The sequence below is a fragment of the Phycisphaerales bacterium genome, from assembly GCA_040217175.1.
GTDB lineage: Bacteria > Planctomycetota > Phycisphaerae > Phycisphaerales > UBA1924 > JAHCJI01.
The window spans coordinates 1,385,785-1,399,359 of sequence record JAVJNT010000002.1; the positions used below are offsets into that span (position 1 = coordinate 1,385,785).

Sequence of the window (13,575 nt, forward strand, 5' to 3'; positions counted from 1 at the left end):
ACGTTGGCTCGGCCCGAACGCGGCCGCGGCCGTACACTGGCCGTTCTGGAGGTGTCCTGTATGAATATGCGTGTGAGCGTTCTTCCCGTCCTGGCCGCGCAGGCCATGCTCGTCTCGTGTGCCGGGTCGGCCGAGATCAGCAGCAGCGAGCCGGCCCGCATCGTCGCGGCGTCCGGCCAACCGCTCTCGGCCACGCGGGCCGGGCTGCAGCAGGACGGCGACTACGCCGGCATGCTCCGCTTCCCCGCCGTCAGCGATGAGCACATCGTTTTCTCCTACGGCAACGACCTCTGGCTCGTCTCGCGAGACGGCGGCCGGGCCGAGCCGCTCGCGAGCCCCGCGGGCCAGGAGCAATTCCCGCGATTCAGCCCCGATGGCCAGCACGTGGTCTTCCAGGGCAACTACGACGGCGATCGCGATCTCTACACGCTTCCCATCGATGGCGGCGTGCCCACACGCGTGACCCACCATCCTGCCAACGAGTCGCCCACGCAGTGGCACGAATCGGGCATCATGTTCTTTATGGGTGGCGCCGCCGGCCTGGGCCGCCAGCAAGAGGTCTACCGCGTGTCGCCCGAGGGCGGCCTGCCCGAGCGCATGCCCATTCCCTATGGCGCCAACGGCGTGCTCAGCGACGACGGCCAGTGGCTCGCCTACACGCCCGTCCAGCGCGACGCGCGTACGTGGAAGCGATATCGCGGCGGCATGGCCAGCGACGTCTGGCTCTTCAACATCAACACCAACGAGAGCCGTCAGATCACCGACTGGGAGGGCACCGACAGCCTGCCCATGTGGCACGGCGACTCGGTCTTTTACGTCTCCGACGCCGGCGACGACCACCGCCTCAACATCTGGCGCTACGACGTTGCCAGCGGCAACCGCACCCAGGTGACCAACTTCACCGACAACGACGTGAAGTTCCCCTCTATCAGCAGCGGTGACAACGCCGCCATCGTCTTCAGCCTTGGCACAAAGCTCCACCTGCTCGACATCGACGCGAACGAGGTCAGCGAGATCAACGTGACCATCCCCGGCGCGACGCCCGCCGTCCGCAGCCAAACGGTCGACGCAGCCGAGCACCTGCAGGCCGGCGGCATCAGCTCCACCGGCAAGCGCGTCGTGGTCGAGGCCCGCGGCGACATCTGGACCATCCCCGCCGAGAACGGCCCGCCTCGCCAGCTGACCGATACCAGCCGCTGGGCCGAGCGCAACCCCGCCTGGAGCCCGAGCGGCCGGTGGATCGCTTACGCCAGCGACGAAAGTGGCGAGTACAACATCCACGTCACCCAGAGCGACGGCAAGGGCGACACCCGCCAGCTCACCGACATGGACGGCAAGTACTGGATGTCGATGGCCTGGTCGCCCGACAGCGAATCCCTGCTGGCGATCGACAAGTCGGGCGAGATGTACCTCATCGACATCGAGTCCGGCGAAGCCAACCAGTTCGACAAGGAGCCCATGGCCGGCGTGCCCTCGGTGAGCTGGAGCCCCGACAGCCGCTACGTGACGTATGCCAAGACCAACGGCAACATGCTTACCTCTGCCGTCTTCATCTACGACACCGATGAAGCCACGATGCACCAGGTCACCAGCGGCTACTTCGGCGATAACTGGCCGACCTTCGGCCGCGACGGCGAGTACCTCTTCTACACGTCCAACCGCGAGTTCACCAGCCCGCAGTACGAGACCGTCGGCGCCAGCTTCATCTACGCCAATGCCGGCCGGCTCATCGCCGTGCCGCTGACCGAGGAGATCGAGAACCCCCGCCTCATCGAGGTTGACGAAGAGACCTGGGAAGAGGACGAGCCCGACGACGAGGAGTCCGACGAGACCTCCGAGGACGCCGATGAGGCCGCCGACGAGGGCGAGGGCGCCACAGACGAGGAAGGCGACAACGCCGAAGCCGAGCTCAGCCCCATCGAGGGCACCTGGGCCGGCACGGCCACTGGGCTTGCGGCCCTGGGCTTGCCCATTGACGAGATGGAAGTCACGATGTACTTCAAGCAGCTCGACGACGGCAGCTTCGTCGGCGCCAGCGAGAGCCAGGGTGAGACCTCCGACTACGACAGCGTCACCTTCGACGAGGCGACCGGCAAGCTCGTGACCACCAGCAGCGAGGGGCCGATCAACTCCAAGACCGAGGCCACCCTCAGCGGCGACACGCTCACCGGCACGTGGACCATCAGCGGCATGATGGAAGGCAGCGGCCCATTCACCGCCACGCGCCAGAGCACCGAGGTGCCCGACGGCATCATCTCCGACGAGGCGGGCTCCGGCGGCGACGACGACGAGGTCGAGCCCACCGAGATCACCTTCGAGGGCTTCGAGGCCCGCAGCTTTGCGTTGCCGGTCTCGCCGGGCGCGTTCAGCGGCCTGGTCAGCAACAACCAGGGCCACCTGCTCTACAACAGCTTCGGCAGCGGCGCACCGACCGTCAAGATCATCGACATGTCGGGCGACGAGATCGAAGAGAAGACCGTCGTCGCCGGGGCCCAGCTGGTCGGCGTCTCGGGCGACGGCAAGAAGATCCTGCTCGCAGGCCAGGGCAACCGCTGGAAGATCGCCGACGCCCGCGCGGGCCAGTCGATGTCCGGCTCGATCAGCCCGTCGGACCTGCGCAAGGATCTCGACCCGCGCGAAGAGTGGCGCCAGCTCGTCCAGGACGCCTGGCGTCGCCACCGCGACTTCTTCTACGTGGAGAACATGCACGGCGTCGACTGGGACGCGGTCTACGACCACTACTCCGAGATGGTCGACCACGCCGCCAGCCGCGAGGACGTGAGCTTCATCATCGGCCAGATGATCTCCGAGCTCAACGTCGGCCACGCCTACTACTGGGGAGGCGACGTCGAGGGCCAGCCCAGCGAGAACGTCGGCATGCTCGGCGTCGACTTCGAAGTCGCCTCAGAGCAGGGCGAGGACGGCGAGGTCGCGGGCTTCCGCATCGTCAAGATGTATGGCGGCGCACCCTGGGACACCGATGCACGCAATCCGCTCGACAAGCTCGGCCTCGACGTCGAGGAGGGCGACATCATCACCCACGTCAACGGCGAACCGTTCGACGTCTCGAAGGATCCGTGGGTCGCTTTCGTCGGCACCGTCGGCAAGGAAACCACCATCACCGTCGTCGATAGCCTGACGGGCGACGAGGAGACCGTCAACGAACGCACCTACACCATCGAGCCCATCGGCAACGACCAGGCGCTTCGCTACCGCGACTGGGTCGAGGCCAACCGCCAGTACGTCGATGAGGCGTCGGACGGCAAGATCGGCTACATCCACGTACCCGACACCGGCGTCAACGGCCAGAACGAGCTCTTCCGCCAGTTCTACGCCCAGATCACCAAGGACGCCCTGATCATCGACGACCGCTGGAACGGCGGCGGCCAGATCCCCACCCGCTTCATCGAGCTGCTCAACCGCCCGCGTACCAACTACTGGTACCGCCGCGACGGACAGGACTGGCCCTGGCCCTACGACAGCCACCAGGGTCCCAAGGCCATGCTCATCAACGGGTCGGCCGGCTCGGGCGGTGACATGTTCCCCTGGCTCTTCAAGCACAACGACCTCGGCCCGCTGATCGGCCGGCGCACGTGGGGCGGCCTGGTCGGCATCAGCGGCGTGCCTCCGCTCATCGACGGCGGCTACACCGCCGTGCCCAACTTCGGCTTCTACCGCACCGACGGCACCTGGGGCATCGAGGGCCACGGCGTCGATCCGGACATCGACGTCATCGATGATCCCACCATGCTCGCCAACGGGCAGGATCCGCAGATGGACGCGGCCGTCGAGTACCTGCTCGAGGCCATCGAGCGCGAGGGCTACGAGCCCCCGCAGCGTCCGCAGGAGCCCGACCGCAGCGGCTTCGGCATCGATCCCGCCGACCGCTGAATACCACGTTCTCGAGCGCACGCTCCGGGCCCGGCCGCAAGGCCGGGCCTTTTCGTGCGCACGCTACAATGTTGCTCGCATGGCCGAACCCAACCACACGCTGTACACCATGGGCTGGCGCGAGCGCGTGGCGCTGCCCCAGTGGCGCATCCGCGGCGTGCGCGCCAAGATCGACACCGGCGCCCGCACCAGCGCCATCCACGTACAGGCCTTCGAGCAGCTCCCAAACGCCCGGGTCCGCTTCGAAGTCGTCGTCCGCGAGCGCCCCGAGCGAAAGACCCGGTGGGTCGAGGCAGAGGTCGTCCGCGAGTCGGTCGTCAAGCCCAGCAGCGGCGAGACACAGGTCCGACCCGTGGTGTCGACCACGCTCGTCATCGGCCCGCTGGAATTCGAGGCCGAGGTCGGGCTCGTCTGCCGCCAGGGCATGCTGTGCCGCATGCTCGTGGGCCGCCGCGCCATCGCCGGCCTGGCCGTGGTCGATCCTTCGGCCCGCAACCTGCTCTCGGCCCTTCCGTCCGATGCCGCCAACCGAAAGGCCACTCCGTGAAGCTCGCGATCCTCTCCACCGCCCCCAAGTGCTATAGCACGCGCCGCTTCAAGCAGGCCGCCGAGGCTCGCGGCCACAAGGTCAAGGTGCTCAACACGCTGCGTTTCTCGATCGACCTCGAGCACGGCGAGCCGAGCCTGTTCTACCGCGGCAAGGAACTGAGCGATTACGACGCCATCCTGCCGCGCATCGGTGCTTCGATCACCTACTTCGGAACGGCGGTGGTTCGCCAGTTCGAGCAGCTCGACGTGTACACGCCCAACACGGCTAACGGCATCCTCAATTCGCGAGACAAGCTCCGCAGCCTGCAGATCCTTAGCCGTCACGACATCGGCATCCCGCACTCGTGCTATATGCGAAACCAGTTCGACGTGCTGCCCGCCATCGAGCGCATCGGCGGCGCCCCGGTCATCATCAAGCTTATCGAGGGTACCCAGGGCGTGGGCGTCATCCTCGCCGAGAGCAATAAGGTCGCCGAGGGCATCATCGAAACGCTCCAGAGCGCCAAGCAGAACGTGCTCGTGCAGAAGTTCGTGGCCGAGAGCAAGGGCAAGGACGTCCGCGCGTTGGTGGTGGGCGACCGCGTCGTCGCCGCCATGCGCCGCGTGGCGCAGGGACAAGAGTTCCGAAGCAATGTCCACCGCGGCGGACGCACCGAGCCGGTCGAGCTCGACGAGACGTACCAGAAGGCCGCCGTCCGCGCCGCGCAGATCATGGGCCTGCGCGTCGCCGGTGTTGATCTCCTGGAGAGCAACGAGGGTCCGCAGGTGATGGAGGTCAACTCGTCGCCGGGCATGGAGGGCATCGAGGGCTGCACGGGGCTCGACATCGCTGGCTCCATCGTCGAGTACATCGCGAACCAGGTCGACTTCCCGGAAATCGACATCCGCCAGCGGCTCACCGTCAGCGTGGGCTACGGCGTCGCCGAGATCTTCATCCCAGATGGCTCGGACTTCGTGGGCAAGACCATCGCCGAATCGGGCTTGCGAGAGCGCGACCTGACCGTGCTGACCGTCAACCGGGGCACTGCCGTGTTCTCGAACCCCAAGGGGAGCCGCGCGCTCGAGGCCGGAGACCGGCTGCTGTGCTACGGCAAGCTCGAGACCATGCGAGACCTCGTGCCCGAACGCACGAAGCGCAAGAAGAAGCCCCGCGTGGCGAAGCTCGACCCGAGCCTGGTTGACGCCTTGGAGGCCGACAAGTGAGCCAGCGCATCGGCGTGCTCTCGTGGACCGACCTGGACGTCAAGCCCGGCGAGCACAAGGAGGGCCGCCTCGTCGTCTCCGAGAGCTACGCGGGGAGTGACATCGCCATCCCGTTCAGCGTCTGGCGTGGCACCTCCGACGGGCCGGCCGTCTACATCACCGCCGCCGTCCACGGCGACGAGATCAACGGCACCGGCACCATCCGACACATCCTGATGAACTGGCCCTTCACGCTCTCGGCCGGCACGCTCGTCCTCGTACCCGTGGTCAACCTCATGGGCTTCGAGCGCAACAGCCGCTACCTGCCCGACCGCCGAGACCTCAACCGCAGCTTCCCCGGCTCGCCCACCGGCAGCCTCGCCGCCCGCCTGGCCCACGCCGTGTTCGAGGGCATCGTCAAGCCCTGCCAGTTCGGCATCGACCTGCATACGGCCGCCGTCCGCCGCACCAACTTCCCAAACGTCCGCGCGAACCTCAAGGACGCGTCGATCGCCGAGTTTGCGCGCGCCTTCGGGGCCGAGCTCACCATGCACGGCGCCGGGCCCGAGGGCTCGCTTCGCGCCGCCGCCTGCGACGCCGGCGTGCCAACGCTCATCCTCGAGGCCGGCGAGGTCTGGAAGGTCGAGCCCACCTACGTCGAGCACGCCGTTCGCGGCATCCGCAACTGCCTCATCCACCTGGGCATGGTGCAGGGAGAGCCCGAGAAGCCGGCCTACCGCATCGAAGCCGATTCGTCCAAGTGGGTGCGGGCCGACCGCGGCGGCTTCCTCAGCTTCCACGTCTCGCCTGGCGAGTTCGTCGCCAAGGGCGACCCCATCGCAACGAACACCGATCTGCTTGGCAACGAGCAGAACGTGCTCGAAGCGCCACAGTCGGGCGTCATCCTGGGCATGACGACCATCCCCAGCGTCGCCCCGGGCGACCCGATCTGCCACATCGCCTACCCAAGCCGCGGCGAGCTGCAACGGGCCGAGGCCGCCCAGGACAAGCTCGCGGGCCACCACCTCCACGAGCGCACCCGCGAAGACCTGGCCCGAAACGTCCACCTCAGCGAGGCGCCCGACGCGGGCGACTGATCGGCCTCAGGCCGCGTCTTCTTCGGCCGCCTTCTTGCGCATGTCCGCCAGCGAAGGTCCGGCCGATGGCTCGGGCAGCGACGCCATTCCCGCGAACGCCGGCTTGGCCGGCTCGGCTTCCACGGGCTCGGGCCGCTCGTTGCCGATGCGGATGCCCGCCTGTCCGCCCTTGCCCGCGAAGGCCATGTCCAGGAGCTGGTCGTCGAACCCGTCGGGCGAGCTGCCCGTGCGTGCATAGACGTACAGCACGGCGTTGGTGATCGAGTCGAGCGTCATCGAGACGAGGAACATCAGCCCCATCCACGCGATCCCCAGCACGATGCCGAGCCCCGCGATGATCGGATCGCCCGTCATCGATGCCAGGAACATGACCGCCACGCCGGCGGCGATCCCCAGCCCCACGAAGATGCCGTTGGCCCAGTTGGCGACCAGTCCCTCGCCCCACGTCTGCTTGACGAGCGAGAACGATCGGCCGATCGCCTTGTGCGCCGGCGCTCGCTCGACGATCAGCACCGGCACCACGAAGTAGGTCATCGCCGTCCACGCCGAACCAAGCAGCGCCGCGATGATCTTGCCCACCAGCTGCGATCGTTGCTCGATCATCTTGAGCGCAAAGCCCACCGAGGCCGCGATTACCGCCCACATCAGGATCAGGCTGAACCGGTCCCACGCGATCCGGAGCCCGTCGCTGAGCTTGTAGGGCCGTCCATCGAGATGCATCATGGTGACGCCCACGAGCGCCGAGTTGAAGAACAGCGTCACGAAGTAACAGCAAAAGTACAGCAGGAAGAGCACCAGCATCGGTCCTACGTCCGACGCCGGCTCCTCGCTCATGAAGATGTTCCGCCCGGTCGTCGTGCCCACGATGGGCGCCACGAAGCTCGCCACGACCACCAGCGAAGCGATCGAGCTCAAGAGCGGGAAGAGAATGAGCTTCTTGTTCTCAGAAAGCAGCCCGAGGCTCGCCATCGAGAGCGCCCAGCCGTTGCGCATGCGTGTGAACATCCACCGCCTCCAGCGGGGCTCGCATCATCGAGAGCCCCTCCAAAGCGGTGCATCGACGCAACAATCGACCGTCGCGCACGTTCTCGGCTACCTGGGACGGCGCCAGTCCGAGTGTTACGACTAGGCAAGTACCCGACGTCCGATTCAGGACTTACCCAGCACGAGCGCCGGCCGATAACGCCGGCTCAGGATCGCCTCCGAGTCGGCGCCCATCCACGAGTCGAGCACGCCCGCGTACACGTGGCGGAAGTCGAGCGTGTGCTTCAGGTCGCCGCCGTCGAGGTCGCTCATTGACGGGTGCGTGCCGTGCACGCCCGGCCGCACCATCGGGCCGAACAGGAACATCGGCGCCGCGGTGCCGTGGTCGGTGCCGCCGCTGGCGTTCTGCGACACCCGCCGCCCGAACTCGCTGAACGTCAGCGTCATCACGCGGCCGTCGTTGCCCTGCTCCTTCAGGTCCTGGTAGAACGCCCTCATCGACGAGGCCATCTGCCCCAGGAGCTGCGCATGACGCCCGTTCGCGCCGCCCTGGCCCGCGTGTGTATCGAAGCCGCCCAGCGTGGCGTAATAGATCCGCGTCTTCAGCCCCGAGCGGATCATCTGGGCGATCATCGAAAGCTGCCGCGCCAGCCCATTGCCCGGGTAGCGCACTAGCGGCTGGCTCGACACGGCCTTGCGGATCAGGTCGCTGCTGACCTGCGCATCGAGCGCCGTCTTGGTCAGGAACGCCTCGTTGCTGTCGGCGGCACGAGACTCGCGGCGGTTGAGTTGGTCGTACTTCCCCTTCAAGGAGCGATCGTGATCTTCGCCCAACCAACGGAACACGTCGGCGCTCTCGAACGACACCGGGTTCACCTTCCGGCCCTGCATCGCCAGCGGGGCGGTCCGGCCGATCGCGACGGCGGGCGGGCCCGATGCCTGGCCCTGCTCGAGCGAGCCGCTCTCGCCCTTGCCAAAGCCCACGCACTCGCTGTCGAGGTACCGCCCGATCCAGCCGTCGCCGGTGCCGCTCGTGTCGGCCGTATGCCAGATGTCCATGCTCTTGAAGTGCGAGCGGTTCGGATTGGGATAGCCGATGCCCTGGAAGATCGAGCAAAGCCCGGCGTCGTACAGCTCCTTCATGGGCGCGAGCGCCGGGTGCAGCCCCAGCCCCTGCCTGCTATCGAGTTCCAGCGCGCGGTCCCGGGCGATGCCGATGCCACGCCGCGCCCGGTAGTACTCGTCCATGCCGTAGGGCACCACCGTGTTCAGCCCGTCGTTGCCGCCCGAGAGCTGCACGACGACCAGCACGCGGTCCTCGGGTACGCCGGCCAGGCTCGTCAGCATCGCGCTGGGCGAGGGCAGCCCCCACGCCGCCGACTGGACGAAGCCGGGCGCCGCGATGGACGCCGACGCGAGCATGACGCCGCGTCCCAGGAACGCGCGCCGCGTAAAGGCCTTCGAATCGTGCAGGTCCATGCCTCAATCCTTCCCGGTAGTTTCTTCCCGGTCGTTCCGTCCCGGTTCGCACCCGGTCCCACTCGTCGCTCTAGCAGAGCTGGTACTCAGGCATCGCCGCCACCAGCAGTAGCATGTCTCGCATCGCCTCGCCATCGCGGGCGCCGCCTCGACGCCGCAGCACGTCCTCCAGCGCCGCGATCGCGTGCGTCGGCGTCCTTCCAAGCGTGTACCGAAGCACGCTGCGCACGGTATGCTCGTCGTCGCCGTCGCCCAGGGCCGCGTGCAGCTCCTCCAGGATCGGCCCGGGCTCGTACGGCTGCATGTCGGCCAGCGCGTCGGGCCCGTTCGGCTTGCGGCCGGTCAGCAGGAACGCCAGCGTGTTCTGCCGCACGAACATCGTCGACGTGTTGATCCACGAACGCCCGCCGGCCCAGCCCGCCACCGACGGTGGGAAGAACAGGCTCTGGCCCATGAGCTCCATCGCGTCGAGCAGCGCCGACAGGTCGCGCACCGGCGTCCGCAGCTCGCGCACGCCGCCCACAACCAGCTCCGTCGGGCTCTTGATGCGCTGGCCGCGCACCGCATCGCTGTAGAAGTGCCGGCTCAGCAGCAGCTCTCGCAAGAGCGGCTTCAGCTCGTAGCGCTTCCGCACGAACGTCGACCGCATCTCGTTGAGCACGGCCCCCTCGGCGGCCGAGTAGTCGCGCGGGTCTTCCGGCAGGCCGCCGACGAAGAACTCGTACAGCTTCCGCGTCATGAACACGCCCGTCGCCCGCTGCGCCAGGATGGCCGTGACGAAGCCCTCGCCGTTGTACGTGCCGCTGCGGCCGAAGATGCGCTTGCGGCCACCGTCGTGATTCTCGCGATCGAGCACGAACTCGTCATCGACGAACGTGTACCCCGTGAGCGCCCGCGCGCCCTCCTTGATGTCGTTCTCGCTGTACGTGCCAACGCCCATCGAGAACAGCTCCATGAGCTCGCGCGCCAGGTTCTCGTTAGGCCGACCCTTGCGGCTGTCGTTGTTGTCCAGGTACGCCAGCATGGCCGGATCCTGGATGATCTCGTGCATGAGCTGGCCGTAGTTGCCCAGCGCGTGCCGGCGGAAGCGCTGGTTCTGCAAGAACATGTGGTAGCTGTCTTCGATCGTGCGGTAGCTCGTCGCGAAGTGGCCGTGCCAGAAGAGCGTCATCTTCTCTTCCAGCGGCCGCGGCGTCTCGATCATCCGCGTGAGCCACCATCGCTGGATCTCACGCATCTGACGACGGTCCCAGACCTGCGCCTGCTGCCGCATCGCGCGCAGGTTCGCCAGCGCGTCCTCGTTGCGCGAGCGCCGGGCCTGCGCCGCCGTCCGACGCTCTTCCTCGGTGTACGGACGCATGATGTTGCGGTCAAAGAGATCGGCTTGCGGAGAAGCATCGTCGGCGTCGGGCGTCTCGAGCAGGTAGTCGACGGCCCGCTCGGGCCCCAATCCGGCGATCGCCGAGATCTGAGCCGGGGTCCCGCCGAAGCCGGCACGCCACAGCAGGTGCCGCGCCTCGTCGAAGCCGAACTCCGACGCCTCGATGGGCTCCCACACGCGCCGCAGCTCGACACGCTCGCGTCGCTGTCGCTCGGCGAGCGTCTCCCGCTCGCCGCCGTCCTGGGTTTGCACGCCGAGTTCGGCCATGGCAGTGCTCCGCTTAATCGATCACCCCGGCCGGCCGCCGGCAGCCCCACGCCACACATCGGCCGTCCGCACGAGCGAAACGCAACAAGGGGGCGGGACATTGCATCCCGCCTCCCGATACGCCTCGTGGAGTTTGGTGGGTTCAGGCGACCGCGGGTTGCACGGCCCGGGACTTCCGCGATGCCAGCACCAGTCCGCCCCACACGATGGCGGCGCTCGTCGTCGCCAGCAGCAGGGCCCCGTTGGCCTGGTGGGCGAAGGTCACCAGGGCCGTCGCCGCGGGCACGCTCGCAGCGTCCGCTAACTGATCGGCCGTCGGCACCACACGCCGCTCACCCCCGGTGACCAGCGCGAACGCCACCCAGCCGAGCGCGAACTGCAGGATGATCGCCACGAACAGCAACCGCCCGAGCCGCCCGCACACCCGGGCGCCCCGGGCCTCGCCCGGCGCGTCGGACTCGGCCGACGGCCCTGAGCCTTGCCCCATGAGCGCGAATCCCACGATCGCCGCCAGGATGACCACCACGATCGAGAAGCCCATGTGCCCGTAGAGCGCTGGGCCCGACCACGACGTCGGCTCGGCCGCCATGCTCCCGTGTCGGTACATCGCACCCATCACGAGCTGGAACACGAGCGACAAGAGCAACGCCCACGCACCGACGCGGACCCACGCCCTCGGCCGATCGATCTCGCGCAGCGAGCGGGCCGCCGGCGAGAGCCACGCCGCGAACATCACCATCGACGCGAAGTACGCCTGCCCCAGCACGCCGTGGATCGTGCCCAGCGCCGGGTTGGCCTCGGTCACGCGCGTTCCGCCCAGCACGCCCTGGGCGCTCACCATCAGGATGAGCGCCGCCGCCGCCTGCGCAGGCCGGTCATGACGCAGCGAGATCAGGAACCATGCGATCGTGCCGATCGCAACGGCAACGCCCACGCCGCCGAACGTCAGCCCGCCGAGCACCCCGGCCATGTGCAGCCGCAGCCCGACGACCAGCGCTGCGCCGATCACCAGCACCGTCGCGAGCGAGACCACCACGTCGCCCTTCTTGCGCAAGGCGGCGGTCGACCACACGAACACCGCCATCGCGATCGTCGTCACGCCAACCAAAGAGCCGAACAGCCGGTGCGTGTGCTCCAGGAAGATCCGCGGATCGGCCATGAGCGCGATCGGGTATAGGAACATGTTGGCCCCGTATGTGCCGGGCCAGTCTGGCACGGCCAGCCCCGAGCCCGTGCTCGTCACCAGCCCGCCCAGCAGCAGCAGGGGGGCCACCGCGACGAACGCCACGATCGCGAAGCGAGACGCCCAGAACGTGGCCGGCCTCGGTGCCGGCGTGGCCCGGGCGAAGCCGCCAACCAGCCCGAACACGGCCCCGCCCGCCAGGCTTGCCGCGAGGAAGCCCAGCATCGCCACGCCCGCCGAGGGTGTCAGCCCGGCCGACCCCTGGGCCGGGGCCGCGCCGTCGATGGTCTCCGACACGAGCGAGCCCATGATCAGCAGGTTCAGGATGGCGGCCAACAGCGCCGCGGTGGCCCCAGAGGCCCAGCCGAGCCGCCGGCCACCAAACACGCCGGCGACGAGCGCTCCGATGACGACCACCAGCCCCATGCCCGGCCCAGACACGCTGGCCGGCAGGTCGAGCCAGGGTTGATGTCCGATAAGCCACACGACCCACATCGTGATCGCGGTCGCGAATCCGAGCACGACCGAGGGTCCGATGATGGCCCGGAGCGAGACCGCTTGCGTTCGGGAATCGATCGGTTCGCGGACCGTGGCGGCGTTGCCGGCGGCGATCATGGGCGAATTCGCGGTCATTGAGACTCCGTCTCACTTTCGGTAAAACAGTACTTTTTTCTGTCTGAGTGTACGCGCACGCTGCTTTTCGGTCCTCACGGTGGAAGTATTGCGGCGACGCTGGGCCACAACGCCCAGCGGTGCTTGTTTCATCCCGGAGTCGCCGTCCAACGGGTGGTTTTGGCGAGCCGGGAGAGCACGGGAGGCGTCCGGTGTCCGTTCGATTCCCCGTCTGGATGAACGTGCTGCCCACGGTGGGCGCGATCGGTGGGGCCCTGGGCCTCATCGGGGCCGTCACCATCGTGACCTACTACTTCACGCCCAAGTACTGGGAGGTTGGCTACATGCCCACCCAGCCGGGCTCGGGCTTCAGCCACCAGATCCACGCCGGCAAGCTCGGCATGGACTGCCGCTACTGCCACACGCACGTCGAGAAGTCGTCGCACTCCAACGTGCCTCCGGTGTCGACGTGCATGGGCTGCCACACCGACGGCATGCTCGCGCCGACCTACGACCCCGGCGAGAAGGTCGAGTTCATCCGCACGGCATGGGAAGAGGACGCCTCGATCCCGTGGGTGCGCATCCACAAGCTTCCCGATTACGCCAACTTCCCGCACCACATCCACGTGAACGCGGGCGTGAGTTGCTACTCGTGCCACGGACAGATCGAAGCGATGCCCGTGGTCTACCAGTCGCACAGCCTCAGCATGAGCTGGTGCCTCGACTGTCACCGCGGCGTCGGCGACTCGCTCGAAGGCCACGACAACCCGGCAGACTACCTCGTGCCGCCCGACAAGGTCACCGACCTTGAGTGGGTCGAGACCGTGTGGCTGGGAGACATGGCCGGCACCCAGGCCCAGGCCGCCAGCATCCAGGCCGTCCTCGAGAGCATCCGCAAGATGCCTCCCGAGAACTGCGGGGCCTGCCATTACTAGCTTCGCTCAGGAACG

9 protein-coding genes are annotated in these 13,575 nt (G+C 67.8%); 5 read left to right on the forward strand and 4 right to left on the reverse strand.

What is annotated here, in order from left to right:
- Positions 1–72 precede the first annotated feature (72 nt).
- The 4 genes from RIA68_13125 (at position 73) to RIA68_13140 (ending at position 6,719) form a co-directional block, all read left to right on the forward strand.
- Complete coding sequence (locus RIA68_13125; protein MEQ8318384.1) at positions 73–3,891, forward strand: S41 family peptidase; 3,819 nt, start codon at positions 73–75, stop codon at positions 3,889–3,891.
- A gap of 79 nt (positions 3,892–3,970) precedes the next feature.
- Entirely contained in the window at positions 3,971–4,438 is a 468-nt protein-coding gene (locus RIA68_13130; protein ID MEQ8318385.1) for a RimK/LysX family protein, read from the forward strand.
- Positions 4,435–5,643, forward strand: a complete 1,209-nt coding sequence (locus RIA68_13135; protein MEQ8318386.1) for a RimK family alpha-L-glutamate ligase — start codon at positions 4,435–4,437, stop codon at positions 5,641–5,643. The genes RIA68_13130 and RIA68_13135 overlap by 4 nt, the downstream gene beginning before the upstream one ends.
- Complete coding sequence (locus RIA68_13140; GenBank protein ID MEQ8318387.1) at positions 5,640–6,719, forward strand: M14 family metallopeptidase; 1,080 nt, start codon at positions 5,640–5,642, stop codon at positions 6,717–6,719. The genes RIA68_13135 and RIA68_13140 overlap by 4 nt, the downstream gene beginning before the upstream one ends.
- A 6-nt stretch (positions 6,720–6,725) precedes the next feature.
- Here RIA68_13140 and RIA68_13145 read toward each other — a convergent pair whose 3' ends face one another.
- From RIA68_13145 to RIA68_13160, 4 genes are all read right to left on the reverse strand, one after another.
- Positions 6,726–7,724 (reverse strand): DUF6159 family protein, encoded by a 999-nt coding sequence (locus RIA68_13145; protein MEQ8318388.1) that lies wholly within the window; start codon positions 7,722–7,724, stop codon positions 6,726–6,728.
- Positions 7,725–7,868: 144 nt separating this feature from the next.
- On the reverse strand, positions 7,869–9,182 hold the full coding sequence (locus RIA68_13150; GenBank protein ID MEQ8318389.1) for a DUF1501 domain-containing protein: 1,314 nt from the start codon (positions 9,180–9,182) through the stop codon (positions 7,869–7,871).
- 70 nt (positions 9,183–9,252) lie between these two features.
- Positions 9,253–10,830, reverse strand: a complete 1,578-nt coding sequence (locus tag RIA68_13155) for a DUF1800 domain-containing protein (protein ID MEQ8318390.1) — start codon at positions 10,828–10,830, stop codon at positions 9,253–9,255.
- Between the two features lie 142 nt (positions 10,831–10,972).
- Complete coding sequence (locus RIA68_13160) at positions 10,973–12,646, reverse strand: COX15/CtaA family protein (protein ID MEQ8318391.1); 1,674 nt, start codon at positions 12,644–12,646, stop codon at positions 10,973–10,975.
- A 191-nt stretch (positions 12,647–12,837) separates the two neighbouring features.
- Between RIA68_13160 and RIA68_13165 the strand changes: the two genes are divergently transcribed.
- Positions 12,838–13,560, forward strand: a complete 723-nt coding sequence (locus RIA68_13165) for a cytochrome c3 family protein (GenBank protein MEQ8318392.1) — start codon at positions 12,838–12,840, stop codon at positions 13,558–13,560.
- Positions 13,561–13,575 lie beyond the last annotated feature (15 nt).